Below are 25,682 nucleotides of genomic sequence, written 5' to 3'. Positions count from 1 at the left end.
ACCGGGCCGGGGATCTTCGACGAGGACGAGGAGACGGTGTGGACGGTGCCGTCGGCCTGCGCGGCGGACACACCGAACGCGGCGCCACCGAGCACCAGGGCGCCCGTGGTGGCGAGGGTGATCGAGGTCTTCAGGCTCTTACGCATGAGTTCGTTCCTTTCGTGGTCGCGCTCGGCGCGATATCCCTGTATGCGCGCCGAACACACCCCACATGGGGGTGGAGAACCAGCTGACTGCGGCTGGTGAGCGCTCCGGGATCTTCCCGGGTTGTACTGGTGGTTCGACACCCCCCACCGAACGGATTGGACCGATTTCCTGGGCGGTTCCTGTCCCCCGTTCCGTAGCGTGGGGGCATGGCCCCCGCACACATCGCGACCACGGACCGGATCCGGGCGATCGACGCCTGGTGGCGCGCCGCGAACTACCTCACGGTCGGACAGATCTACCTGCTCGACAACCCGCTGCTGACGCGCCCGATCGACCCGGACGACGTCAAGCCCCGGCTGCTCGGGCACTGGGGCACCTCCCCCGCACTGAACCTCGTGTACGCGCACCTGAACGCGCTCATCACCGAGACCGACCGCGACCTGCTCTACGTCTGCGGCCCCGGGCACGGCGGACCGGCGATGAACGCGAACGCCTGGCTCGAGGGGACCTGGGGCGAGTTGTACCCCGACATCACCCCGGATCCCGACGGCCTGCGGAGGTTCTTCCGGCAGTTCTCGTTCCCCGGCGGGATCCCCTCGCACGCGGCCCCGGAGACGCCGGGCTCGATCAACGAGGGCGGTGAGCTCGGCTACTCCCTCGCCCACGCGTACGGCGCGGCGCTCGACAACCCGGACCTCGTCGTCGCGTGCGTGGTCGGCGACGGCGAGGCCGAGACCGGCCCGCTCTCCGGCTCCTGGCAGGCCCACACGTTCCTCGACCCGGTGTCCGACGGCGCGGTCCTGCCGATCCTCAACCTGAACGGGTGGAAGATCGCGAACCCGACGGTGCTCGCCCGCATCCCGGACGAGGACCTCACCGCGTACTTCCGCGGCCTCGGGTACGACCCGATCGTCGTCGACTCCGCCCGGGTCGGCGACGACCCCTACGCCGTGCACGCCCTGTTCGACGGCGCACTCCGCCGGGCCCTCGCCGCCATCGACGACGTCCAGGCCGCCGCACGGGCCCAGGCCGAGCGCGCGGCGGCCGGGCAGCCGGCCGGTGCCGCGGACCTCCGCCCGCGCTGGCCGATGATCGTGCTCCGCACGCCGAAGGGCTGGACCGGCCCGCAGGAGGTCGACGGCGAGCGCGTCGAGGGCACCTTCCGTGCGCACCAGGTGCCGCTGCCCGCGGTCCGCGAGGACGCCGGACACCGTGAGCAGCTCGAGGAGTGGATGCGCTCCTACCGCCCGGACGAGCTCTTCGACGCGGACGGTCGTCCGATCGGCATCCTCACGACGATCCGTCCCGAGGGCGACCGCCGGATGAGCGCGACGCCGCACGCCAACGGCGGACTCGTCCGCACGGCCCTCGACCGGCCGCCGCTCGAGCCGTACGCGGTGCCGGTCGGCGAGGACGCCAGCGCCACGGCGACGCTGGGTCCGTGGCTCGCCGAGCTGACGTCGCGGAACGGTTCGACGTTCCGGCTGTTCGGCCCGGACGAGACGATCTCGAACAAGCTCGAGGCGGTCTTCGACGTGACGAGCCGGGTTTGGCGTGCGCGCCGCGGTCCCGGCGACGAACACCTCGGCGCCCGCGGCCGCGTCATCGAGGTCCTCTCCGAGCACCTGCTCGAGGGGCTGCTCGAGGGCTACGTCCTGACCGGGCGGCACGGTCTGCTCAACACCTACGAGGCCTTCGCCCACATCATCGACTCGATGGTCGGCCAGTACGCCAAGTGGCTCGAGTCGTCGACCGACATCGACTGGCGCGCACCGGTGTCGAACCTGTCGATCCTGCTGTCGTCGCACGTCTGGCGCCAGGACCACAACGGCTTCTCGCACCAGGACCCCGGGTTCCTCGACGTCGTCGCGTCCAAGCAGCAGGACCTCGTCCGGATCAAGCTGCCGGCGGACGCGAACACCCTGCTCGCCGTCGCCGCGCACGCCTTCGAGACGACGGACCGCATCGAGGTCATCGTGGCCGGCAAGCACCCGGAGCCGGTCTTCCTGTCGCTCGAGGACGCGACCGCGCACGCCGCGGCCGGGCTCGGCGTGTGGGACTGGGCCGGGACCGAGCAGACCGTCGGTCGCACCGACGTCGTGATCGCGAGCGCCGGGGACGTCCCGACGGTCGAGGCGGTCGCGGCCGCCGACATCATCCGCCACCACGCGCCGGAGGTCGGGGTCCGCTTCGTCAACGTCGTGGACCTGCTGTCCCTCGGTGACCCGCGGAAGCACGAGCACCCCGTCAGCGACGAACGCTACGACGAGGTCTTCCTGCCGGGGACGCCGGTGGTGTTCGCCTTCCACGGGTACCCGTCGCTCGTGCACCAGCTGACGTACCGTCGGCACGGGCACGACGACCTGCACGTGCACGGGTTCCTCGAGCAGGGCACGACGACCTCGCCGTTCGACATGCTCATCCGCAACGACATGGACCGCTTCGCGCTGGCGCACGACGCGCTCAGCCGGGTGGACGCGACGGCGCACGCGGACCTGCTCACGACCCTCTCGGAGGCCCGTGACGCGGCCCGCGCGTTCGCGTACTCCCGCGGTGAGGACCACCCGTCGGTCGCCGGGTGGCAGTTCGCGGGGTGGCCGCAGGACGAGCCGACCGACGGCGGCACCGGCGGCGACCCGGGTGCGGGCGAGTCCGAGGGGGCCGCCCCCGGCGCCTGACGCACGTCCGTCGTCCTCCACACGGCCTGGAGGCACGACTCGCCTCCACAGGACCGGTCACGCCCGACGCGTGGCCGGTCCTGTGTCGTCAGGGTGGGGCCATGGGCATCGGGGTGGCAGGACTGGTCGGGGCGCTGACCGGCGCCGTGATCGCGGCGATCGGCATCGTCGTGACGGTGGTCGAGGGGCGGCGGACCCGGCGAAATGCAGCGTTCTCGGTGCATCGGGACCTGTGGTGGCAGCGTTGGTCGTGGGTCGCCGACCGGGCGCTCTCCGCAGACGTCACGGAGCGCGAACGCGCGGCACTGATGGCCCAGGCGCTGATGAGCCGGTCCTGGGTCACCACGACGACAAGTGGGTTGAAGAGGCGCTCGCGCGCCTCGACGAACCGGCCGCACACCGGCAGCCGGACGAAGAGGAGCAGGACGATGATCTCTGACATCGACGACCGAGAGTTCAAGCGGCGGCTCGACCGCATGGAACGGAACTACCCCTCGCTACTCGCCGATCCGCACTGCGGCCCGCTCCTGCGCGCCGAGGGCGGCCCGGAGCGGCTGGCGGCTGCCCGTCGGGAGTGGCGCGAGCGCGAGGAACGCGCACGGGCACGCCGGCTGCGGTGGGAGGCGAGCGTCGGCGAGGGATGATCGCGTCCGCCCGCCTGCAGACGCAGCTGCCGAGGTGGTCTCCGGCCCGGCCCGCGCGTCAGGAACGCCGGGCCGGGACCGGAGGCGGTGCCGCTCTACGACTGCGACACGCAGACTTCCTTGATGCTCGTGATGTGGCCGTTCGTCGCACCGAACTGGAACGTGAACGTGCGGTACCCGGAGTTGAAGCTGTACGAGCCGCTCTTCGTGACCTCCCGGAGCAGGTTGTTGCCGGCCGTCTCTCGGTCCGGACCGCCGAAGAGCCGCACGGTGCCGGTGCTCTTCCAGTTGATCTGGGCTGTCTTGCTGCCACAGCCGAAGGTGAGCGGCGAACCGTACGGATCAGCCTGCGCGGGCCCGCCGATCACCGTGGTCGTCGCCACCACGGTCGTCGCCATCAGGAGCAGGGCGCCGAGTCGCCTCGCCCGCCCCACCCGCTGCGCTGACCGTCGTGCAGGAACGTTCATCGTGGATCCCCTCATCAGATGTCGCGATCGACCGAGCCCGGCCGACCGGGCGTGGTCCCCTGTGGCCACGTCCGGACGCTAGCACCGACCGCGACGGCCGCTCAGTCCGCTGTTCGGAGGACCCCGACCCGCCGCGTCAGCCCACCCGTCGGCGACGGGCCCCCGTCCTGGCCGTCCACGTGGCAGGGTGGGCGGGTGTCCGACCTCGTCATCGACCCGCCCGAGCAGCCGACGCTGCCGACCTCGACCGGCGGCCGCTTCCCGGTCCGCCGCGTGTACTGCGTCGGGCGGAACTACGCCGCGCACGCCCGTGAGATGGGCCACGACCCGGACCGCGAGCCGCCGTTCTTCTTCACCAAGCCCGCGAGCGCCCTGGTGACGGACGACGGGGACACCCCGTACCCGCCGCAGACTGACCGGCTCGAGCACGAGGTCGAACTCGTCGTCGCCCTCGGAGCGGGTGGCAGCGAGGTGCCGGCCGACCGGGCGCTCGAGCTCGTCTGGGGGTACGCGGTCGGGCTGGACCTCACCCGGCGGGACCTGCAGGCCGAGGCCAAGCGGCTCGGTCGGCCGTGGGACCTCGCGAAGGGGTTCGACGCCTCGGCACCGATCGGCCGGCTCGTCCCCGCGGCGGACGTCGACCCGACGACGGGAGCGGTCACGCTGCACATCGACGGCGAGCTGCGGCAGTCCGGGGACCTCGCCGACCAGATCTGGTCGGTCGCCGAGACGATCGCCGAACTCTCGCGCTTCGTCGCCCTCGCGCCGGGCGATCTCCTGATGACCGGGACCCCGGACGGCGTCGGACCCCTGGCGCGCGGTGAGCGGCTCGAGGGCAGGATCGCCGGGGTCGGCTCGGTCACGACGCGCATCGTCTGAGCCGCCGCCCGGCGCGAGCCCGCTGGGAGCCCGTCGAGGTGGACGGCGTACACATGGTGCACGGCGCGCGGGGACCAGCTGCGCCGGGATCACCAGGACACCAGCACTGCGACGGGGCGACGGCGGGTGTCCGGAGCCAGGAGGTGCACCGTGCAGGAACACGACCTGCTCGCGACGTCCGGGACCTGGGCCGGCGACGCTCCCGTCGCCGAACGGGTCCGGGCGGTCGGGGACGCCGGGTTCTCCGGGCTGTCCCTGTCGCTCGACGACCTGCACGAGGTGCGGGCGACCACGGGCTTCGCCGCGCTCCGGCGGGTGCTCGACCGGGCGGGGATCGTCTGGGTCCAGCTCGGCCCCCTCGACCGATGGTGGTCGTCGCCGCAGCGCTCGACCGACGACGAGGCCGACCGGGGCGTCCTGCTCGAGGCCGCGTCCGCGCTCGGTGCGTGGCAGGTCGTCGCCCGCGCCGACAGCGGAGTCGCAGCCGTGTCGCCCGTCGCCATGGTCGACGACTGGGTGGACCTCGCCGCACAGGCCGAGAAGGTCGGCGCGCAGCTCCTGCTCGAGCCGGAACCGTGGTCGAACCTGCCGACGCTCGAGCGGGCGGCGCGGTTCGTCACGGCCGCGGGCCACCCGAACGGCGCCGTGCTCCTCGACGCCATGCACACGCTCCGTGGCGGGTCGACGCTCGCCTCGATCGCGCAGGCGCTCACCCCGGGGGTCCTCGGCGCCGTGGAGCTGAGCGACGGGCTCCTGCACACACCGGCGGGCCTGACCCTGGCCGAGGAAGCCCGTTCCGCACGGCACCTGCCCGGTGCCGGGGCGTGGGACCTGCCCGGCCTGGTCCGGATCACCCGCGACCTCGGGCACGACGAACCCTGGGGCGTCGAGGTCCGGACGGACGCACACCGGGCGATGCCCCTGGCCGACGCGCTCCGGACGGCCGCCGCCGCCACCCGCGCCGTGCTCGACGCGGCCGACGCGGTCGGGCAACCGGCGGCTCCGGCGATGCCGTCGACCCCGGCGCCGACCTCGGCCGTCGACTTCGAGCCGTCGTCCGCACCCGCCGTCGGCCCCGCGATCGACACGACGACCGGGATGCACCTGCCGCGGCGCGACGCCGACACAGGGGCGCCGGCGTAGCGTCACCGTCATGACGGATCACGCACCAGCAGCAGACGACGACCTCCTCCGCCGGTCGCAGGAGTCCATCGACGAGGCGAAGGCAGCCGCAGCCGAGGTCGACCTGCCCGAGCAGGAGGAACTCATCGACGAGGACCTGCCCGCGGCGGACGACGCCGCCCCGGCGGACGGTCCCGCCCCCGCCGCCTGACGGACGACCGGCACTGACGGACGACCGGCACTGACGGTCGGACCGCACGACATCGACGGACCGCCCGGGAGCACCTGCTCCCGGGCGGTCCGTCCGTGTGCGGGACGATGCCGCGGAAAGAACTTCCGATCGGGTGTGACGATCCGGCGACTCGACTCGTCACAGCAGTGTGTTCCGGGACCGTGGGGGTCCCGGCGGTCCGGGATCGTGGGTGACCCGGGCCTCGGACGCACCGTGGCCGGGCTTCCCTGAAGTCCCGGTCGCGGTGCCTCGACGGCGGCCCGTGCGTTCCCTGATCCGGCGCACGGGTCGTCTCCTCACGTGTCGGGTCCGGCCTCGCGGACGACGTCGTCCGGGTCCTTGTCCGGCCGCCACCCCCGCCACGACGGCTGGCGCAGCCGCCCGTCCGCCGTCCACTCGGCGAACACGACCTCGCCGACCCGGTCGGCGCGGACCCAGTGCGCGTCCCGGGCGTCCGGTCGGGGGACGTCGACGAACGGGGAGGTCTTCCGGACCCGGGAGCGGAGCACGTCCGCGATCTCGTCGAGGTCGCGGTCGCGGAACCCGGTCCCCACCTTGCCGACGTACTCGAGTCCGTCCGGCCCGGGGACCCCGAGCAGCAGCGAGCCGATCCCACCCGCGCGGCGACCGGCCCCGGGCTTCCAGCCGCCGACGACGACCTCCTGCGCGGCGAGGTGCTTGACCTTCACCCACGACTCGGACCGGCCCCCCTCGGTGTACCGGGAGCGCCGCTTCTTGGCCACGACCCCCTCGAGCCGCAGCCGGGCGGACTCCGCGACGGCCGCGTCGAAGTCCCCGTCGAACGCCGGCGGCACCTCGATCGCACCGCCGGGATCGACGACCGTCGTCAGGGCGTCCCGACGGGCGTCGTAGCCGAGCCGGACGAGGTCGTGACCGTCGGCCTCGAGGACGTCGAAGAGCAGGAAACGCACGGGCGCGGTCGCCTGCGCCGCGTCGACCTCGCGCTTCCGCGTCAGTCCCATCCGGTCCTGCAGCCGCTGGAACGACGGGCGGCCAGCGTCGTCGAGCGCCACGACCTCGCCGTCGAACACCCCGTCGACCCCTGCTCGGTCGGCGAGTTCCTGGAGTTCGGGGTACTGCGCGGTCAGGTCGTTGCCGTTCCGGCTCCGGAGCGTCACGGCGCCGTCCCGCACGGTGGCGAGCGCCCGGACGCCGTCCCACTTCATCTCGAACGCCCACGCGTCGGGGTCGAACGACGGCGTGCCCGACACCGGCGACGCGAGCATCGGGCGCCGCTCGGTCGGCGTGGTCGCCCCAGCCCCGTCCGACGCTGAGCCCGAGCCCCTGCTCGGTGCGGCCCCGCCCTCGTCGGGCGTCCGCGACGGCTGCTCCTTCGTCCGGTGGATCAACCAGTTCTTCTCGTCGCCGTCCTTCCCGCGACCGCGGCCACGGGTGTGCAGGAGCGCGAGTCGCCGGTTCCCGTTCGTCCGCCCGTGCAGGGTGACGATGACCTCCTCGCCCTCCCGCCACTTCTCGAGCTCGTAGGTGCCGTCGTCCCAGATCGTGACCGTGCCGGCGCCGTACTCGCCGTGCGGGATCGTGCCCTCGAAGCCGCCGTACTCGAGCGGGTGGTCCTCGGTCTGCACCGCGAGGTGGTTCTTCCCCGGGTCGGTCGGCTCGCCCTTCGGGAGCGCCCAGCTGACGAGCACCCCGTCGTGCTCGAGCCGGAAGTCGTAGTGGTCCCGGGTCGCGTGGTGCTCCTGGACCACGAACGTCGGTGTGCCGTCCTTCCGGACCGTCGGTGCGTCCTCGGGGACCGGCTCCGGTGTCTTCGAGGCGTCCCGTTTCGCGCGGTACGCGGCGAGACGGTCGCGACCCGGCTGCTCCGCGTCGTTCGCACGCTGGGTCCGGTCGCCGTCCCAGTGACCCGAGTCGGGCCTCCCGACCGACAGCGAGGCGGACGCGACCGGGTGCAGGCGGTCCCCACGCTCCTCCAGGCGGTCGAGCACCTCGTCCAGGGTGAGCTGGGCGAGTCCGCGCGACGTGAGCTCGTCCCAGGTGCGCGGTGCGGCGACCGTCGGCCGGTCCCGGCCGCGCAGCGAGTACGGCGCGATCGTCGTCTTGTTGCCGTTGTTCTGCGACCAGTCGACGAAGACCTTGTCGGCGCGCTCCGCGCGGCTCATCGACGACAGCACCAGGTCGGGCAGGTCCTGCTCGAGCGCCCTCGCGAGCTCGTGCGCGACCTCCGAGACGTGCTGCGCGGTGGACCGGCCGTCCAGCGCCGCGTACAGGTGGATGCCCTTCGAGCCGGACGTCACCGGGTACGGGTCGAGGCCCATGCCCTGCAGGAGCTCACGGGCGGCGACCGCGACCTCGACGCACTCGGGCAGGCCGACCCCCTCACCCGGATCCAGGTCGAGCACGAGCCGATCCGGGTGCTGCTGGCCACCGCGCGGACCGAACCGCCACTGCGGCACGTGCAGCTCGAGCGCGGCCTGCTGGGCCATCCACACGAGCGTCGGCAGGTCGTCGACGACCGGGTACTCGGTGTCGTGCTCCTTGTGCGCGATGGTGTGGTGCCGGATCCAGTCGGGCGCGGAGTCCGGCAGGTTCTTCTCGAAGAACACCTTGCCGTCGACGCCGTTCGCCCAGCGCTTCCGCGTCACCGGACGGTCCTTGACGTGCGGGATCATCCACGGCGCGACCCGCTCGTAGTAGGCGATCACCTGCCCCTTGGTCGTCCCGCTCTCCGGGTACAGGACCTTGTCGGTGTTGGACAGCGCGATGCGGCGGTCCCCGACCTGGACCGTCGTGCGCCGGGAGACGGGGCTCACAGCGCGACTCCGGTTGCTCCCGCCACCGTGAGGGTGCTGCCGGACGTGTACGACGACTCCGGGCCCGCCAGGTACACGTACGCGCCGCCGAGCTCGACGGGCTGCGCCGGGCGCCCGAACGGGGTGTCCTGCCCGTAGGCCGCGATCTCGTCGCCCGGGTAGCTGACCGGCTGGAGCGGCGTCCACACCGGTCCGGGGACGACCGTGTTCGCGCGGATCCCCCGCGCCGCGAGCTGCCGGGCGAGACCGTTCGTGTACGTGATGATGGCGGACTTCGTCGCGGCGTAGTCGATCATCCGGTCCTGCGGCTGGTACGCCGACACCGAGCTCGTCGTGACGATCGCGCTCCCCGGCGCCATGTGCGGGACGGCCGCGCGGACGAGCCAGAAGAGCGAGTACAGGTTGACCTTCATCGTCCGGTCGAAGTCCTCGGTGGACTGCTCGGTGACGTCCTCGTGCACCTGCTGGTGCCCTGCGACGAGCACCAAGGCGTCCAGCCCGCCGAGCTCGCTGACGGCGTCCCGGACCAGCGAGCCGCAGAACTCCTCGTCGGTCAGGTCACCCGGCAGCAGCACGGCCTTCCGCCCGAGGTCGCCGATCACGTCGCGGACCTGTTCGAGGTCCTCGCGCTCCTCGGGCAGGGCGTTCAGGGCGACGTCGGCGCCCTCCTTCGCCATCGCGATCGCCGCCGCCCGGCCGATGCCGGAGTCGGCGCCGGTGACGAGCACGCGGTAGCCGGGCATCCGTCCCGTGCCGAGGTAGCTCGTCTCGCCGTGGTCGGGCTGCGGGTCCATCGCGCTCGCCAGCCCGGACCCCTGCTGGGTCTGCGGCGGGAACGGCGGTCGGGGGAACTGCGAACGCGGGTCCTGCTTGTCGAGCTGGCTCATGGGCCCATGGTGCTCGCGCGGGCGGGAACGGGTCTCAGCGCCGATCGGGCGTGCGGGAGGGCGCGGGTCTCAGGCCCGATCGGGCACGCGGGAGGGCGCGGGTCTCAGGCCCGATCGGGCGTGCGGGCCGGCGCAGCGAGCAGGCGTTCCGCTGCAGCGCGGTCGCCCCGGTCCCCCAGGAGCCCGACCGCGGCGATGAGGGCCCACACCAGCACGAGCCCCCAGTTGTCGGTCGATCCGGCCAGCGCGGTGAGCGCCCACAGGACGGCGGCCACGATCGCGAACCAGCCGCTCACCCGCCGGCGCCCGAGTTCGCTCAGCCACCGCTGCACGCGGGGCCGCCACACCGCGTCGGGGACGTCCGACGGCACGCTGCCGCCCCGGACCCACCGCCGGGTCGTCGCCACCGCGGCCCGGCCACCACGGCGCGACCAGTTCCACACCAGCGACGCGGGCAGTGCGACCGCCAGGGCGAGCCCGAGCACGATCGCGGCCGTCCACGGCATCGGGCCACGCAGCGTCGCGAGGACGATCCCCGGCACGACCGCGCCCGCCATCGCCAGCCCGACCAGCTGCCACCACCCCACGGCGTCGATGCGGTCGTCGTCCACCGTCCGCGAGCCGTCGGTCCGCTGCGTCGTCGCTTGGTCCCCCGTCATGCCCGCGACCCTACGCCCTCGGCCGCCCGTCCACACCTGCCGATCCGCTCGGAACTGAGGACCCGTCCGCACCCCCGCGGGCATCATGTTGCGCATGAGGTCGATCTGGAAGGGCTCCATCGCGTTCGGGCTCGTCAACGTGCCCATCAAGGTGTACGCGGCGACCGAGACCCACGACGTCTCCCTGCACCAGGTCCACGACGAGGACAAGGGCCGCATCCGGTACAAGCGCGCGTGCGAGTTCGGCCACGAGGTCGAGTACGCCGACATCCAGCGCGCCTACGACGACGGCGACAAGACCGTGGTGCTCACCGCCGACGACTTCAAGCAGCTGCCGCAGGAGCAGTCGCACGAGATCGAGGTCCTCGAGTTCGTGCCCGTCGACCAGGTCGACCCGATGATGTTCGAGAAGTCGTACTACCTGGAGCCGGACTCCCGCTCCCCGAAGGCGTACGTGCTGCTCCGGGAGACGCTGGCGAAGACCGATCGTCTCGCGATCGTGCAGTTCACGCTCCGGCAGAAGACCCGGCTCGGCGTGCTCCGTGTGCACGACGACGTCGTCCTGCTGCAGGGGCTGCTGTGGGGCGACGAGGTCCGGGCGGCCGAGTTCCCGTCGCTCGACGCATCGGTCAAGGTCAGCGCGAACGAGCTGAAGATGTCGTCCTCGCTCGTCGACAGCATGTCCACCGACTTCGACCCCGACCGCTACACCGACGCCTACCAGGAGGAACTGCAGCAGCTCATCGACGCGAAGCTCGAGGCCGGTGACGACGTCGACACCGCCGAGACGTTCGGCGAGCAGGCGTCCTCCGACGACGACGAGGGTGGCGACGTCATCGACCTGATGGCCGCCCTGCGGGCGTCCGTCGACAAGAAGCGGTCGGGAGGATCGGGGTCGCGTCCGTCGTCCGGCTCGCGGAAGGCGGGCGGCGGGTCCACCACGAAGAAGGCGACTGCGACCGCGACCGCAGAGAAGGCGCCGGCGAAGCAGCCGGCCGCGAAGAAGACCGCCGCGAAGAAGCCGGCGGCGAAGAAGCAGGCCAGCTAGCCGTCCCGGCTCGTCCTCCGCAGCGCGAGCGGGATCGAGACCCACAGCGCCGCCGTCCCGACGAACACCACGACACCCCCGACCACGCCGCCGACGTCCCCGATCACGACGTCGAACACGAACAGCACCGTGCCGGAGAACAGCAGGGCACTCGCCGCGAGCGCCGCGATGAGCAGCGCGTTCCCGGCGCGCACCAGGTCGTGCTTCTGCCGCTGCCGGAACACCAGCCGGTGCGCGGAGACGGCGGAGAGCGCGACGACGGTGATGACCACCGCGAGCGCCACCAGCACGAGGTAGACGACCTCCTCGCTCGGACTGAGCATCGTGAACCGCTGCTGGAACGGCAGCGTCAGCAGGAACCCGGCGAGGATCTGCGTCCCCGTCTGCACGATCCGGAGCTCCTGCTGGATGTCCGACCAGTTCCGGTCCCAGCGTTCGGTCGGGGTCTCGTGCCGTCCGCGCTCGGTGTCCCGGGCTCCACCGCTGACGTCGCTCATGCCCAGAACCTACTGCGGCGTCACGCACCCGAAACACGACTCCGCGACACTGTCCACATGACTCCACAAGAGCCTTGGAGCCCGCAGTCGTCATCCGTGACCGCCGGCCCGCCCGTCACCGTGTCCATCACCCGCCTCGTCGAACCCGACCGCATCCCCGACGCCACCGCCTGGGTGCAGTCCGGGGTGAACCTGGCGAACCGCTACCCCGGCTTCCTCGGCTCCGGGTGGGTCCGGTCGCACGCCACGAGCCACGAGTGGCACATGCTCTACCGGTTCGCCGACCACGAGCAACTCGCCACGTGGGAGAACTCCGACGACCGGCTCCGGTGGCTCGACCGCGGCCGGGACCTCGTCGTGGAGTCCCGGGTCGAGAAGCGGACCGGCATCGAGGGCTGGTTCGACGCCCCGCAGGACGCACCCGCCTCGAGCGCCCCACCGCGGTGGAAGCAGGCCGTGAGCATCTGGCTCGGCTTCTTCCCGGTGAACCTGGCCTTCACCTACCTGGTCGGCTGGCTCGTGCCGGCGTTCGGGCACCTGGCCGTGCTGCCCCGCGTGTTGATCACGACGCTCGTGCTCACGCCGATCATGACCTTCTGGGTGCTCCCGTCAGTGACGAAGCTCATCCGCCCGTGGCTCCTCGCCCCGCCGCGCGAGCGGTAGCGCGAGCCGAGCACCCTCAGCCGAGCACCGACAGCTGGTCGAGGCGCTCCAGGATCACGCCCTCGCGCAGGGCCCACGGGCAGATCTCGAGCGCCGGCAGGTCGAAGATGTCCAGGCACGCCTCGGCGACGAGCGCTCCCGGGACGACCTGGTGCGCCCGGCTCGGCGAGACCCCCGGCAGCGCGGCGAGCTCGGTCACCGACTTGGTCAGGAGCGACGGCAGCAACCGCCGCAGCTCGGCGCCGTCGAGCGCCCGTGGCACGAGTGGCCCGTCCCCGGACGGCGCGGCCCCGCAGATCCGGGCGATCGAGCGGAAGGTCTTCGACGTCGCGACGGCACGGTCCGGCCGCCCGGCGCGCAGCAGCAGCCCGGCGTCGCGGGCGATCGCGACGCGGATCTCGTGTCGGATGCGGCGGACGTCGTCGTCGGAGGGCGTGCCCGCTGCGAAGTACGAGCGGGCGAGTCGGGCGGCCCCGATCGGCATCGACCACGCGACGTCGGGTGCCTCGTCCGCGCCGCCGGCGATCTCGAGCGAACCTCCGCCGATGTCGAACACCGCGAGGCGTCCGGCGGACCAGCCGAACCAGCGGCGGACGGCCAGGAAGGTCAACCGGGCCTCGTCGCCGCCGGACAGCACTGCGAGCTCGACGCCGGTCTCCCGTTCGACGTGTGCGAGCACCGCGTCGGAGTTCACGGCGTCGCGGACGGCCGAGGTCGCGAACGCGAGCATGTCCTCGCACCCGCGGTCCTCGGCGACGCGGACGGACGCGGCGACGAACGCGGTGAGGGCGTCGACCCCGGTGGGCGTCACCGCGCCGGTCTCGTCGAGGTGCTCGGCGAGGCGCAGCGGTTGCTTGTACGACGACGCGGGCAGCGGCGCCGCCCCGCCGTGGGCGTCCACCACGAGCAGGTGGCCGGTGTTGGACCCGATGTCGAGGACTCCCACGCGCATGCCACCACGCTAGTGGGAGGGGCGGGGAGGGCGGACGGGAGGCGCGGGTCAGGACCGCAGGAAGCGCTCCAGCTCGGCGGGGGTCGGGTAGGACGCCTGGGCGCCCGGCTCCGTCGCGGCGTACGCCCCGACGCCGACGGCGAACCGGGCCGCGTCGACGAGGGAGTCCCCCGCGTCGAGTCGGAGCGCCACGGCCCCCATGAACGCGTCGCCGCAGCCCGTGGTGTCCACCGGATCGACCCGAACGGCCTCGACCACGACCGACTCGGCGTCCCCGTCGTGCACCACGCAGCCGTCGCCACCCCGCGTCACGATCGACCGGGCGACACCGTGGTCTCCGAGCGCGACCGACTCGTGCTCGTTGACGAGGAGCACGTCGGTCAGGTCGAGGAGCTCCTGCGGCACGGCACCGAAGGGCGACAGGTTCGTCAGCACGGTGGCGCCCGCGGCACGTCCGGCGCGGGCGGCCGCGAGCACGACGTCGATCGAGACCTCGAGGCAGAGGCCGAGCACCCCGGTGCCGTCGAAGGCGTCGGCGGGCAGGTCGTCCGGCGTGAGCGTGGCGTTCGCGCCGCCGGAGACCACGATGGTGTTCTCGCCGGCGGCGTCGACCGTGATGACGGCGGTGCCGGTCGGCACGCCCTCACGGACGGCGACGTGCGTGGTGTCGACCCCGGCAGCCGCGACGGAGTCGCGGAGCAGTCGACCGTTCCCGTCGTCGCCGACCGCACCGATCATGCGCACGGTGCCCCCGAGCCTCCCGGCTGCGACCGCCTGGTTGGCGGACTTGCCGCCGGGCAGGGTGGCGAGGTCGGACCCGTGCAGGGTCTCACCGGGCTGGGGGAAGCGCTCGGTGCGGACCACCAGGTCCGCGTTGAGGCTCCCGACGACGACGATGCCGCTCATGCGGTGGCTCCTGTCTCGGCCGAGGCCGGGCGCGGGATGAGGAAGGACGTGGCGAGGGCCGCGCAGGTGATCACGGCTCCGAGGAGCATGCCACCCGAGTACCCGGAGGTCCCGGCGGACCCTCCGGTCCCGAGGGCGATCTGCAGCGCCGGCAGGACCGCGAAGCTGATGCCGGCGCCGAGGTTGAACGCACCGGCGTTGAGACCGGGCAGGAACCCGGGGTTCGAGTCCGGCGAGAGCACGATGCCGAGGCCGTTCAGGATGATGTTCGCGATGCCCGCGTAGGTGATGCCGATCAGGACCGTCGCCGCCACGAGCACCGGCAGCGAGTGCACGCCGACGATCGCCATCACGACCGTGGCGACGATGCTGCCGACCAGGCCCACGCGGAGCACGGCACGGTAGCCGAGGGTCGGCGCGAGCCGTCCCGCGAAGGGTCCGACCACCCAGCCGACGAGCGCGTAGGGCGTCAGGAACGCGAGCGAGGCGAGGTCCGGCTCCATGCCGAAGCCGACCTCGGGGTTCTGCGCGAGGCTCGTCACGAGGCCGTTCACGACCGCGAAGACGCCGGTCATCGTGAGCAGGGTCGTCACGAGGAGCGCCCAGGTCGCCCGACGCCTGAGGAACCGCGTCTCGACCAGGGGTTCGCGGACACGGGACTCGACGGCCCAGAACACGCAGAACGCGACGAGGGCGAGCACGACCGCGCCGACCACGAGTGCCCAGTCCGCGGCCGCGAGCTTGCCGGCCTCGTTGAACGCGGTCAGGAGGGCACCGACGCTGACGACCAGCGGCAGCACGCCCCACCAGTCCATCCGGGTGCCGGCCGAGGGCTTCGACTCGACGCCCCACGCGGCGACCATCACGGTCGCGACCACGGTGACGACGGCGATCACCCAGAAGATGCCGCGGAAGCCGAAGTTCGTGGCGATCCACCCGCCGGCGAGCGCGTCGACGCCCGCGATGCCGCCGTTCACCGCGGTCAGCAGCCCGAGGGCCGCGCCGTACCGCTTCGGGTCGGCGATCTCGTTCCGCAGGATGAGCAGCCCGATCGGCACGACCGGGCCGCTGACGCCCTGGATCATGCGGCCGGCGAAGAGCATCGGGACGTTCACGGCGAGTGCGGCGACGACGCTGCCGACGAGCATGACCGCGAGCATGCCGAGGAGCACGCGCTTCCGCCCGACGATGTCGGACAGACGGGGCAGGAACAGCGAGAACAGTGCGGCGAGCGTGAAGAACAGCGTCTGGGACAGGCCGATCGTGGCGTCGTCGGTACGCAGATCGCGCGCCATCGTGACCAGGGCCGGACTGAGCATGCTCGCGTTGAGCTGGAACGCGATGCACGCCGCGAGCAGGGCGGCGGTGAGGGCGACGGTCGACTTCTTCGTCGAGGTGGTCGTCACGGTGCTCAGGCCTCCGTGGCGACGGTCTCGGCGTCGGCGCCGGCACGGGGCGTCCACCCGGTGTCCGGCGTCTCGCCGATCCGCTCGAGGGCGTCGACGACCAGGTCCCAGAACCGCTCGTGGTCGAGCTCCATCGCGGCGCTCGTGCGGCAGTCCTCGGGCGCCGGTGCACGGAGGTCGGCGACCGTCATGCCGAGCGTGTGCGTGCCCGTGGTCTCGATCGCGATCGGCATCTTCACGGCGCGCACGATCGTCGGGTCGATGACGTACGCCACGGCGCAGGGGTCGTGCACGGGCGGCGAGTCGAAGCCCTGCGCGTCCTCGTAGGCCTTGCCGAAGAAGTCGAGCAGCTCCCCGACGAACGCGGCCGGGCCGGTGCCGACGGCGGCGATGCGCGCGGCGACCTCGGGGGTGGCGAGCGCCTGGTGCGTGAGGTCGAGGCCGACCATGACGACGTCCCAGCCGGCGCGGAAGACGATGTCCGCGGCCTCGGGGTCGATGACGATGTTGAACTCGGCGACCGCGCTCCAGTTGCCGACGTGCACGCCGCCGCCCATGAGCACGACCTGCTTGACGCGCTCGACGATGCGCGGCTCCTTGCGGACGGCGAGGGCGATGTTCGTCAGGCCGGCGGTCGGCACGATCGTGACGGTGCCGGGCTCGTGCGCCATGACCGTGTCGATGATCAGGTCGACCGCGTGCCGCTCGTCGAGCGCGAAGGCCGGCTCGGGCAGCATCGGGCCGTCGAGGCCGCTCTCGCCGTGGATCTCCGGGGCGACCTCGATCTCGCGGAGCAGCGGGCGCGGGCTGCCGGCGGCGAAGGGCACCCCGGTGATCCCGGCGATGCGTGCGACCGCGAGGGCGTTGCGGGTGACCTTCGGCAGGGTCTGGTTGCCGACGACGGTCGTCACGGCGAGCAGTTCGATCGCCGGACTGCCGTGCGCCAGGATCATGGCGACGGCGTCGTCGTGGCCGGGGTCGCAGTCGAGGATGATCTTCTGCTTCGTCGCATCGGACACCGTGGGGCTCCACTTCATCGGGGGGTGCTGGACGACCGGGAGGTCTGTGCTTGACGCGGTGGGGTCCGCGTCGTGGAGGAACCAACTCCGGCGCGGCGCGTCAAGCGTTTGACATGGAAACACGTCAAGCGTTTGACGTCAACTCCCCGAGCGGTTCTCGGCTTGCCGGGCCGCGTGCGTCGCTAGGCTCGACGGGTGCCATCCTCCGCCGTCCCGGCCCGCCGTGTGACCGCGGCGATGGTGGCCGAACGCGCCGGCACGAGCATCGCCACGGTGTCCCTCGTCGTGAACGGCAAGGACCGTGGCCGGGTCTCCGCTCCGATCGCGGCGCGGGTGCGCGACGCCGTGGACGAGCTCGGGTACGTGGTCGACCACGCGGCGAGTTCCCTGGCGAGGGGCACGGGCGACCTCGTGGTGCTCATCGCCCCCGATCTGTCGAACCCCTTCTTCGCCGAGGTCATCCGGGGCGTCCGGGACACCCTGGGCGACCGGTACCAGCTCGTGCTCTCCGTCACCGAGCGCGGCGCGCAGCCGGCCACGAGCGACCTCCGGCGCTTCGAGCGGCTCCGGCCGGCGGGCATCCTGGTCGACGCCCCGGCCGCCGGTGAGTCGCTCGACGCCGCCGTCCCCGTCGTGCTGCTCGACGCCCCGGACGCCCCGGCCGGCGCCGTCGCGGTCGACTACGACCTCAGTTCCGGCGTCGCGGAACTCGTCGCGCACCTGCGGGAGCGCGGGCACGAGCGGGTCGCGTACCTCGACGGTACGGCACGGGTCGCCACCTTCGGCGTCCGGCACCGTCTGTTCCAGGAGGCCTGCGAAGCCGCCGGCATCACCGTGTCCGAGCTCGGCGCCCGGGCGGACCTGACGGTGGACGCCGCCGCAGCCGCGACGGAGCACGCACTCGAGGCCTGGCACGAGGACGGCGTCACCGCGGTCGTCGCCGCCGCCGACACCCTGGCGTACGGCGTGCTCCGCGTCGCCGCCGCGACCGGGCTGCGGGTCCCGGAGGACCTTGCGGTCGCGGGCTTCGACGACCTGCCCTCGTCCTCCGTCACCGCGCCGGCCCTGACGAGCGTCGCACTGCCGGGAGCGGAACTCGGACGCGCCGCAGCCCTCCGGCTGCTCGCGGCGGTCGACGGCACGGCGGCCGAGCCGGTCGCGCTCCCGACGCGCCTGGTGCGGCGGGCGAGCACCGGCGGCTGAACGGCGCGCACCGCGCGCCCGGCAGGGCCGAGACTCGGCTCAGCGGACACGACTCGCGTCCGCGGGCGCAAGTCGCGTCCGCCAGCGCGCGTCTCGGGCCGTTCGGGTGGGGGCGCGGACGGACGGGAGGCACGTGGCGGGCCCGCCACGCGCCTCCCGTCCGGTGGGGTGCCGATCCGGCGACCGGCGCGAGACGGCCCCGTCGGGGCGAGACGCCCCCGGAACGGCGAGACACCCCCGGGAACGGGGGCGTCTCGGTGACTCAGCGGCGTCTCGGCGACCCGGCGGAGTCCGCGCCGGCGTCGGCATCCACGTTCGAGTCCACACCCGCCGCCCGGCCGGCCCGCTGGGCCCGCTCGAGCTCGTCGGCCTCGGCGCCGCCGACGGCCTCACCGCGGGCCACCATGCCGGCCGTGTCGGACAGCGTGATCTGCGGCAGGAACAGCGCGAGCAGGAACGCGATCGCGATGAACGGCAGCAGGTACCAGAACACCGGCGCCAGGGAGTCGGCGTAGGCGTTCACGATGCCGTCCTGCACGGCCTCGGGCAGCTTCGCGACCGTGGCCGGGTCGATGCTCCCGGCCGAGGACGCCGCGTCGGTCGCCGAACCCCCGGCACCCCGGAAGACGTCGGTGAGCGACGTGGTGAGCCGGGCGGTGAACAGCGCACCGAAGACGGCCGTGCCGAGGGAGGCGCCGACCTCGCGGAAGTAGTTGTTCGTCGAGGTCGCGGTGCCGACCTGCTCGGCGGGGACGGCGTTCTGTGCGACGAGGACGACGACCTGCATGATCAGGCCGAGGCCCGCGCCGAACACGAACAGGTACGTGCAGATCAGCCAGATCGGGGTGTCCGCGGCGAGCTGCGTCATGGCGAGCATCGCGAGGGCGACGAGCACCGTGCCCGCGATCGGGAACAGCCGGTAGCGGCCGGTCTTCGTGATGAGGTTGCCGGACGCGATCGAGGTCCCGATCAGGCCGACCATCATCGGCAGCATGAGCAGGCCGGAGACCGCGGCCGAGGTGCCCGACGCCATCTGCAGGAACGTCGGCACGAAGCCGATCGCGGCGAACATGCCGATCCCGAGCACGAGGCCGATGCCGGTCGCGAGCAGGAACGTGCGGTTGCGGAAGAACGACATCGGGAGCACCGGGTCCTCGACGCGCGACTCGACGAGGACGAGCAGCGCGGCCGCCACCACGAGGCCGGCGAACCAGGCCCACGTCTCGAGGGCGTCCCACCCGTGGTCCTTGCTGCCGCCGAACTCCGAGAAGAACACCAGGCAGGTCGTCGCGGCGGACATGAGCACGACGCCGAGGACGTCGATCTTCTTCTCGGCCTTCTTGGTCGGCAGGGTCAGCGCGAACCAGGCGACGAAGAACGCGGCGATGCCGACGGGGATGTTGATGTAGAACGCCCAGTTCCACGTGAGGTGGTCGACGAAGAAGCCGCCGAGCAGCGGGCCGCCGATCGCCGAGAGCCCGAAGATCGCACCGAGCGGCCCGAGGTACTTGCCGCGCTCCGAGGCCGGCACGATGTCGGCGATGATCGCCTGCGACAGGATCATCAGCCCGCCGCCGCCCAGGCCCTGCATCGCGCGGAACACCACGAGCTGCGTGAAGTCGCCCGCGAAGGCGCACCCGGCCGACGCGATCGTGAACAGCGCGATCGCGACGAGGAACAGGTTGCGGCGGCCGAGGACGTCGCCGAACTTGCCGTAGATCGGCATCACGATGGTCGAGGCGAGCAGGTAACCCGTCGTCAGCCAGGCCTGGTGCGCGACGCCGCCGAGCTCCCCGACGATGGTCGGCATCGCCGTGGAGACGATGGTCTGGTCGAGGCTCGACAGCAGCATCCCGGCGATCAGGGCGGAGAAGATGATCCAGATGCGGCGCTGCGTCAGCAGCAGCGGCCCGTCGGATCCGGGTCGGGCACGCTTCGTGCCCTGCGCGGTCGCGCTCATGCGGTGTGGTCCTGTCCGGTGGTGGTGACGGCCGCCCTGAACTGGCGGAGGTTCTCGGTGAGCAACGCGTCGAACGTCGGGCCCGTGGACTCGTCGAACGCGTCGTCGAAGTAGGTGCCGGCGGTGACCTTGAGGAGGCCCGCGGCGGCCTCGGCGACGAGCTGGGCGCGCCGGTCGCCCGGGTCGGTCCAGCCGAACCGCTGCCGGACGGCCCGACCGACCGCGGCGAGCTGGACGTCGGCGGCGGCGAGGAACTTCGCCACCATCACCGGCTCCCGCTCGAACACGCGGCGGACCAGGGCCTCGTCGGCACGGTCGAGCCCGACGACGTGCATCTGCTCGATCGCGAGCGCGACGATCGACCCGAGCGGGTCGACCTCGGTCGGGATCAGGGACCGGGACGCGTACGCCGCGAGGAGCTCCTCCGTCGCACCCTGCTCGATGCCGAGCACGGCGTCGTCCTTCGAGGCGAAGTGGTTGAAGAACGTGCGACGGGAGACCCCGACCGTCTCGCAGAGCTGCTCGATCGTGAAGCCGTGCAGCCCGTGCTCGATGGTCGCCCGGCGTGCTTCGACGACCATGCGTCGGCGCAGCGCGCGGGTGCGTTCGGTGGTGCTCACCGAGCAAGAATTGCACTCTGCTACTGAAAGTGCAACGAAAGGCCGGGGACAGCTGGGCTACCGCCCGGTCACAGCGCCTTCGCGAAGCAGTAGGACCAGGGCATCGTGGCGGCGTAGGGCTCGTACACGTCGATCTGCTGCCAGCCGGTCTTCCGGTAGAGCGCGACGGCCTCGGGCTGCTTGTCCCCGGTCTGCAGGATGACCCGGGCGGCACCGGCCTCGCGCGCGACCTGCTCACCCTCGGACAGCAGGGCGGTCGCGGCACCCTTGCCCCGGGCGGCGGCGAGGACGATGAGGCGCTTCAGCTCGACCTCGTCACCGAGCCACCGGACCGCGATGTGCCCGAGGGGCGTGCCGTCCTCGTCGACGGCGAGGAGCGAGGTGATCACGGTGGCCGGGTCGACCGTCAGCACGCGGTCGCGCTCGGCGGTGACGGCGGGGTCCTCGTCCCGGTGCCCGGCGCCGTAGCGCTCGTGCATCTCCTCGTCCATGGTGGCGCGGAGGGCCACACCACGCGGGTCCTCCCAGGCGACGCGCTCGATCGTGATCACGATCGACCATCCTCCCACGGGCGGGACCCGCGGCGGCCCGGCGACCGCCGCACCAGCATCCGCCCGCTCAGGCCAGCGCGGCGATCGGCCCCTCGCCGTCGCGGAGCGCCCGCAGCACCGCCGCGGCGTCGTCGTACACGGCCGCCGCTCCCGCTCGCCGGAGCTCGTCGCCGCCGATGCCACCGGTCATCACCGCGACGCACGGCAGCCCGACCTTCCCCGACGCCTCGACGTCCCACATCGCGTCGCCGACCATCACGGCGTGCTCCGCGTCGACCCCGACCCTGTCGAGCGCCACCTGCACGATGCCGGGCGCGGGCTTCGCCTCGTCGACGTCCTCCGAGCTCGTCTCGGCGGTCACCCACGCGGCCGCGTCGAGCAGCTCCCGCAGCGCGGCCAGCTCGTGCTCAGGCGCGCTCGTGGCGAGGACGACGGCGTGTCCGCGGCGGGCGACATCCTCGAGCAGCTCGCGGGCCCCCGGCAGCAGGCGGAGCTGCGGCACGTGCTCGGCGTAGTACGCGGTGTGGAACTGCTCCGCCTGGTCGCGGACGTCGTCGCCGGCCTCCTGGAGCAGCTCGTCGAGCAGCCGTCCGGAGTCCATCCCGATGGCACGGTGGATGCGCCACGCGTCGACGGACTCCCCCGCGGCGCGGAACGCCCGCCACCAGGCATCGACGTGCGCGTAGTTGGAGTCGGCGAGGGTCCCGTCGATGTCGAACAGGACCGCGGTCGAGGGAGCATCAGCCATCCGTCCAGCGTGCACCCCCGAGCGGGAGCGGCGACTCAGCCCGACGCGACCGGGACCGGCGCGGCTCAGACCGTGATGCTCTCCCCCGCGGGCAGGATCGTCACCGGGACGCTGCCGAGCACCTCCGGCCCGAGGAACCGCGCGGTGGACTGCTGCCCGAGGTCGCTGAGCATCGCCTCGTGGATCTGCACGATCCGGTCCGGCGCGACCGCGCGGACGTAGTCGACCGCCTCGACCATGTGCGTCCACGGCCCGCTCGTCGGCATGAGCAGGGTCGGCACCGGCACACCGGGGACCAGGTACGAGTCGCCCGGGTGGAACACGGCGTCGTCGACCAGGTAGCCGACGTTCGGGATGACCGGCACGTCCGGGTGGATCACGGCGTGCTGCTCGCCGAAGACCCGGACCGCGAAGGGGCCGACCGTGAAGGCGTCGCCCGCGGCGACCGCTCCGACGCGTCCGTCGTGTGCGCCGAGCTGGTCGACGACGGGCTGCGGGCCGCGGACGACCAGGTCCGGGTTCGCCTCGAGTCCGGCGCGGACGGCGTCGACGTCGAGGTGGTCGAAGTGCTCGTGGGTGACGAGCACGGCCGTGGCCGAGCGGACGAGGTCGGCGGCCTCCGGGGTGAACGCACCGGGGTCGACGACGAGGGTGGCGCCGTCCCGCTCGAGGACGACCGTGGCGTGGTTGTACTTCGTCAACTGCATGCCCCCAGTCAACGCCCGTCGCGCGGACGGTCGTCCCGAGACGGGCTGAGGGCACGCTCAGTCCCGACGTGGCCGGTGGACGGACGGGAGGATCGTGGCGGCGCCGCCACGATCCTTCCGTCCGACCGCGCGTGCGTCCAGCGCGTCTCCGGCAGGATCACAGGGGTGCAGCGTGTCTCCGTCGTCGTCCCCGTGCTCGACGACGCCCTCCTGCTGCAGCGCTGCCTGCAGGCGCTCGCCGCGCAGAGCCATCCCGCCGCCGAGGTGATCGTCGTGGACAACGGCAGCCGGGACGACAGCGCCGCGGTGGCCCGTGCCGCCGGCGCCCGCGTGCTCGTCGAGCCGGTGCGTGGCATCGCCCGTGCCTCGGCACGGGGCTACGACGCGGCGACCGGCGACGTCCTCGTCCGGCTCGACGCGGACTCGGTGCCGCCGCCCCGCTGGATCGCCGAGGCGCTCCGGCTGCTCGGCCGTCCCGGCGTCGTCGCGGTCACCGGGCCCGGCCGGCCGCACGACGGCAGCGTGCTCGTCCAGCAGGTGTGGGACGTGCTCTACATGCGCCCGTACTTCGTGCTGATGTGGGCGGCGCTCGGGCGACCGCCGCTGTTCGGCTCCGCGACCGCGATGCACCGCGCGACGTGGACCGCCGCGCGCTCCCGCGTGCACCGCGACGACCCCGAGGTGCACGACGACGTCGACCTGTCGATGGCGATCGACCCGGCGCTCCGGGTGGTCGCGTCGCGGCGGCTGCTCGTGCAGGTGTCCTCGCGACCGTTCTCGGGCTTCGGGTCGGTGGTCCGCCGGACCCGCCGCGCGTTCCACACCTTCCGGGTCAACGGCCGCCGGGCGAACCCGCCCCGGCGCTGGGCCCGTCGCTTCCGGGTCGCACTGCGGGCGCGGCTGCGGAGCGCGTGGGCGCAGCGCTGAGCGCCCGACGCCCTCACCGCAGCGCGACCCACACCGGGAACACCGCCGCCGCACTCCACGCCTGAGGTCGGCACGCCGCCGGGTAGGGCGCCGGTCGGGACACCTCGGCGGCGGCGTCTCCCGCGTGCAGCTCGGGCATCCGGAAGTCGAAGGCGACCGCCGCCGCGAGCAGCTGCTCGGCGAGCGCCCGCGCCTCGTCCCGGAAGCCCGAACGGGTGAGCCCGGCGACGACCACCGCGGTGTCGTGCGCCCACACCGAGCCGCCGTGGTAGCTCAGCGGCCAGTAGCCCGAGGCCGTCGTGGACAGGGTCCGCAGACCGAAGCCGCTCGCCATGTCCGGTGCGACGACCCGGGCGGCCACGACGGCCTCCTCGCGCTCGTCCAGGAGTCCCGTGCCGAGCAGGTGGCCGATGTTGCTCGTCGCCGAGTCGACGGCGTGCTTCCGGGCGTCGAGGGCGATCGCCGGGTGCGGCCCGACCGCGTCCGTCACCCAGAACGTCGCACGGAAGCGGTCGGCCAGGCGCGCCGCCCACGCCCGCCACTCCGGTCCCCCCGGCAGCCCGAACGCGTCGAGCAGGTCGGCGCCGTGCACGGCCGCCTCGTGCGCGTACCCCTGCACCTCGCAGAGCGCGATCGGGCCGTCGGCGAGCCGTCCGTCGCGCCACTGCACACTGTCGCCGGAGTCCTTCCACCCCTGGTTGGCCAGCCCGCGGCCGGACTCGTCGACGTACTCGAGCAAGCCGTCCCCGTCGGCGTCGCCGGAGTCCCGCATCCACGCCAGGGCGCGCCCGAGGGCGGGCAGGAGCGCCCGGACCTGGTCCTCCGGCAGGCCGGCCCGCCAGGCGTCGTGCAGGGTGCAGATCCACAGCGGGGTCGCGTCGACGGTGCCGTAGTACAGCGGCGGCAGCGAGATCTCGTCGTTGTCGACCGGCAGCGATGCCTGCCGGAGCTCGTGCGGGATCTTCCCGGGCTGCTCGGCGGTGGCGGGGTCGTCGCGCGTGCCCTGCAGCGCGGCGAGCACCCGGAGCGTGCTGCCGGCCACCGTGATGTCGACCGGCAGCAGGAACCGGGCGGCCCAGAGCGAGTCGCGCCCGAATAGCGTGAAGAACCACGGTGCCCCGGCGGCGAGGAACTCCCCCTCCGGGCGGCGCAGCCGCAGCGCGTCGAGGTCCTCGACGGCGCGGTCGAGCCATCGGCGGAGCCGGTCGTCCTGAACGCCCTGCGGCGCGTGGAACGTCCGCGGCGTGGTGGCGCCGACGGCCACGGCGTCCGGGGCCGTGACGCGGCAGTCCCACGCGACCTCGACGGTCCGCGCGTGCGGCAGGCTCCAGGTCAGGACGACGGCGTCGCCGTCGGTGGTGACCGTGGCGCCGTCGGCACGCAGGGTCACGGACACCGATCCCGCCGTCCAGGAGGCACGGCCCGCGTCCGTCCCGCCGCCGTCGGCCGCGAGCACGGCCGGGACCGGCACCGGCGGTGCGCCGGCCTTGACGGCGTCCATCCCGCTCGCGTCCGGCACGATCCGGACCGTCACGGTCCGTCCGGTGTGTCCGGAGTGCTCGGCCGCGGGCTGCCCGGGGGCGAGCCGGTCCGTGATGCGCAGGCGTTCGTGGACGCCGTCGACGCGGACCGTCCGGATCCGGTCGAGCCGCACGTCCGGGTCCGCTCCGGGGCCGTCGAGCCCACGCAGGAGTCCGGTGAACACGACCTCGCGGGCGCCGGCCGGCACCGTCGCCACGGGCTCCACCGACGACCCGGCGACGGTCAGCGTCATCGCCGAGACGACGCGCTGGTCGCCCGTCCAGTAACCGTGCACGGGGTTCGTGCCGACGTCGCCGTGCCGGTCGGACCACGCCTGGGTCGGCGCGGCGAGCACGACGACCTCGTCGTGGAGCAGGGGTTGCCGCGGCACCGCGTGGGCGGCCTGCTCGGCGGCGTCGGGCGGCGTGGTGGTCGTCGTCATGG

General features: G+C 73.1%; 24 protein-coding genes. 9 read left to right on the top strand and 15 right to left on the bottom strand.

The genetic code is table 11. The features are described from left to right. Positions 1 to 353: 353 nt before the first annotated feature. Both DEU32_RS12035 and DEU32_RS12030 read left to right on the top strand, forming a co-directional pair. Entirely contained in the window at positions 354 to 2,825 is a 2,472-nt protein-coding gene (locus DEU32_RS12035; RefSeq protein ID WP_114850746.1) for a phosphoketolase, read from the top strand. Positions 2,826 to 2,926: 101 nt separating this feature from the next. Next, the gene (locus tag DEU32_RS12030) at positions 2,927 to 3,469 is read left to right on the top strand and encodes a hypothetical protein (protein WP_114850745.1); all 543 of its coding nucleotides are present in this window, start codon (positions 2,927 to 2,929) and stop codon (positions 3,467 to 3,469) included. A gap of 95 nt (positions 3,470 to 3,564) precedes the next feature. On the opposite strand, the gene DEU32_RS12025 is transcribed toward DEU32_RS12030, so the two are convergent. Beyond that, positions 3,565 to 3,936 carry a hypothetical protein gene (locus tag DEU32_RS12025; protein ID WP_147281460.1) on the bottom strand — a complete coding sequence of 124 codons (372 nt, stop codon included), beginning with the start codon at positions 3,934 to 3,936 and terminating at the stop codon, positions 3,565 to 3,567. Between the two features lie 195 nt (positions 3,937 to 4,131). On the opposite strand from DEU32_RS12025, the gene DEU32_RS12020 reads away from it, so the two are divergent. The 3 genes from DEU32_RS12020 to DEU32_RS12010 all read left to right on the top strand — a co-directional run bounded on the left by DEU32_RS12020 (position 4,132) and on the right by DEU32_RS12010 (position 6,148). Beyond that, a complete protein-coding gene (locus DEU32_RS12020) occupies positions 4,132 to 4,815 on the top strand; it encodes a fumarylacetoacetate hydrolase family protein (RefSeq protein ID WP_208738881.1) in 684 nt (227 codons plus the stop codon). Between the two features lie 150 nt (positions 4,816 to 4,965). Further along, the gene (locus tag DEU32_RS12015) at positions 4,966 to 5,958 is read left to right on the top strand and encodes a sugar phosphate isomerase/epimerase (RefSeq protein WP_147281459.1); all 993 of its coding nucleotides are present in this window, start codon (positions 4,966 to 4,968) and stop codon (positions 5,956 to 5,958) included. A gap of 10 nt (positions 5,959 to 5,968) precedes the next feature. Beyond that, a complete protein-coding gene (locus tag DEU32_RS12010; protein WP_114850741.1) occupies positions 5,969 to 6,148 on the top strand; it encodes a hypothetical protein in 180 nt (59 codons plus the stop codon). Positions 6,149 to 6,465: 317 nt separating this feature from the next. Here DEU32_RS12010 and DEU32_RS12005 read toward each other — a convergent pair whose 3' ends face one another. The 3 genes from DEU32_RS12005 to DEU32_RS11995 all read right to left on the bottom strand — a co-directional run bounded on the left by DEU32_RS12005 (position 6,466) and on the right by DEU32_RS11995 (position 10,510). Then, positions 6,466 to 8,964 carry an ATP-dependent DNA ligase gene (locus DEU32_RS12005; protein WP_114850740.1) on the bottom strand — a complete coding sequence of 833 codons (2,499 nt, stop codon included), beginning with the start codon at positions 8,962 to 8,964 and terminating at the stop codon, positions 6,466 to 6,468. Next, the gene (locus DEU32_RS12000) at positions 8,961 to 9,851 is read right to left on the bottom strand and encodes an SDR family oxidoreductase (RefSeq protein WP_114850739.1); all 891 of its coding nucleotides are present in this window, start codon (positions 9,849 to 9,851) and stop codon (positions 8,961 to 8,963) included. Before DEU32_RS12000 ends, DEU32_RS12005 begins: the two co-directional genes overlap by 4 nt. Positions 9,852 to 9,955: 104 nt before the next feature. Then, positions 9,956 to 10,510 (bottom strand): hypothetical protein, encoded by a 555-nt coding sequence (locus DEU32_RS11995; protein ID WP_114850738.1) that lies wholly within the window; start codon positions 10,508 to 10,510, stop codon positions 9,956 to 9,958. A 94-nt stretch (positions 10,511 to 10,604) separates the two neighbouring features. Between DEU32_RS11995 and DEU32_RS11990 the strand changes: the two genes are divergently transcribed. Then, positions 10,605 to 11,558, top strand: coding sequence for a Ku protein (locus DEU32_RS11990; RefSeq protein WP_114850737.1), 954 nt, complete (start codon positions 10,605 to 10,607; stop codon positions 11,556 to 11,558). Here the strand turns inward: DEU32_RS11990 and DEU32_RS11985 are convergent. Then, positions 11,555 to 12,055 (bottom strand): DUF6328 family protein, encoded by a 501-nt coding sequence (locus DEU32_RS11985; protein WP_114850736.1) that lies wholly within the window; start codon positions 12,053 to 12,055, stop codon positions 11,555 to 11,557. The genes DEU32_RS11990 and DEU32_RS11985 overlap by 4 nt on opposite strands. A 57-nt stretch (positions 12,056 to 12,112) precedes the next feature. Here DEU32_RS11985 and DEU32_RS11980 point away from each other — a divergent pair, with 57 nt between their 5' ends. Then, positions 12,113 to 12,718, top strand: coding sequence for an antibiotic biosynthesis monooxygenase (locus tag DEU32_RS11980; protein WP_114850735.1), 606 nt, complete (start codon positions 12,113 to 12,115; stop codon positions 12,716 to 12,718). Between the two features lie 16 nt (positions 12,719 to 12,734). Here DEU32_RS11980 and DEU32_RS11975 read toward each other — a convergent pair whose 3' ends face one another. The 4 genes from DEU32_RS11975 to DEU32_RS11960 are packed head-to-tail and all read right to left on the bottom strand — an operon-like array spanning position 12,735 to position 17,019. After that, the gene (locus DEU32_RS11975) at positions 12,735 to 13,670 is read right to left on the bottom strand and encodes a Ppx/GppA phosphatase family protein (RefSeq protein ID WP_114850734.1); all 936 of its coding nucleotides are present in this window, start codon (positions 13,668 to 13,670) and stop codon (positions 12,735 to 12,737) included. A gap of 48 nt (positions 13,671 to 13,718) precedes the next feature. After that, a complete protein-coding gene (locus DEU32_RS11970; protein ID WP_114850733.1) occupies positions 13,719 to 14,576 on the bottom strand; it encodes a ribokinase in 858 nt (285 codons plus the stop codon). Beyond that, complete coding sequence (locus DEU32_RS11965; protein ID WP_220152782.1) at positions 14,573 to 15,991, bottom strand: MFS transporter; 1,419 nt, start codon at positions 15,989 to 15,991, stop codon at positions 14,573 to 14,575. Before DEU32_RS11965 ends, DEU32_RS11970 begins: the two co-directional genes overlap by 4 nt. Beyond that, complete coding sequence (locus tag DEU32_RS11960) at positions 15,988 to 17,019, bottom strand: nucleoside hydrolase (protein WP_114850732.1); 1,032 nt, start codon at positions 17,017 to 17,019, stop codon at positions 15,988 to 15,990. The genes DEU32_RS11965 and DEU32_RS11960 overlap by 4 nt, the downstream gene beginning before the upstream one ends. A gap of 177 nt (positions 17,020 to 17,196) precedes the next feature. Between DEU32_RS11960 and DEU32_RS11955 the strand changes: the two genes are divergently transcribed. Further along, positions 17,197 to 18,204, top strand: coding sequence for a LacI family DNA-binding transcriptional regulator (locus tag DEU32_RS11955; protein WP_258554859.1), 1,008 nt, complete (start codon positions 17,197 to 17,199; stop codon positions 18,202 to 18,204). A gap of 262 nt (positions 18,205 to 18,466) precedes the next feature. On the opposite strand, the gene DEU32_RS11950 is transcribed toward DEU32_RS11955, so the two are convergent. The 5 genes from DEU32_RS11950 to DEU32_RS11930 all read right to left on the bottom strand — a co-directional run bounded on the left by DEU32_RS11950 (position 18,467) and on the right by DEU32_RS11930 (position 22,790). Beyond that, a complete protein-coding gene (locus tag DEU32_RS11950) occupies positions 18,467 to 20,164 on the bottom strand; it encodes an MDR family MFS transporter (protein ID WP_114850731.1) in 1,698 nt (565 codons plus the stop codon). Continuing rightward, complete coding sequence (locus tag DEU32_RS11945) at positions 20,161 to 20,784, bottom strand: TetR/AcrR family transcriptional regulator (RefSeq protein ID WP_220152780.1); 624 nt, start codon at positions 20,782 to 20,784, stop codon at positions 20,161 to 20,163. The genes DEU32_RS11950 and DEU32_RS11945 overlap by 4 nt, the downstream gene beginning before the upstream one ends. 68 nt (positions 20,785 to 20,852) lie before the next feature. After that, complete coding sequence (locus tag DEU32_RS11940; protein WP_254631442.1) at positions 20,853 to 21,335, bottom strand: GNAT family N-acetyltransferase; 483 nt, start codon at positions 21,333 to 21,335, stop codon at positions 20,853 to 20,855. Positions 21,336 to 21,402: 67 nt separating this feature from the next. Next, positions 21,403 to 22,083, bottom strand: coding sequence for an HAD family hydrolase (locus DEU32_RS11935; protein ID WP_114850730.1), 681 nt, complete (start codon positions 22,081 to 22,083; stop codon positions 21,403 to 21,405). Positions 22,084 to 22,148: 65 nt separating this feature from the next. Beyond that, a complete protein-coding gene (locus DEU32_RS11930; RefSeq protein WP_114850729.1) occupies positions 22,149 to 22,790 on the bottom strand; it encodes an MBL fold metallo-hydrolase in 642 nt (213 codons plus the stop codon). Between the two features lie 165 nt (positions 22,791 to 22,955). Here DEU32_RS11930 and DEU32_RS11925 point away from each other — a divergent pair, with 165 nt between their 5' ends. Then, positions 22,956 to 23,717, top strand: coding sequence for a glycosyltransferase family 2 protein (locus DEU32_RS11925; protein WP_114850728.1), 762 nt, complete (start codon positions 22,956 to 22,958; stop codon positions 23,715 to 23,717). Positions 23,718 to 23,730: 13 nt separating this feature from the next. On the opposite strand, the gene DEU32_RS11920 is transcribed toward DEU32_RS11925, so the two are convergent. After that, a complete protein-coding gene (locus DEU32_RS11920) occupies positions 23,731 to 25,680 on the bottom strand; it encodes an amylo-alpha-1,6-glucosidase (RefSeq protein WP_114850727.1) in 1,950 nt (649 codons plus the stop codon). Between the last annotated feature and the right edge of the window lie 2 nt (positions 25,681 to 25,682).

The sequence above is a fragment of the Curtobacterium sp. AG1037 genome (assembly GCF_003349855.1).
In the GTDB taxonomy this organism is placed as follows: domain Bacteria; phylum Actinomycetota; class Actinomycetes; order Actinomycetales; family Microbacteriaceae; genus Curtobacterium; species Curtobacterium citreum.
Note: the sequence above shows the minus strand (reverse complement) of the source record. Positions and strands in the feature narration are given on the sequence as shown.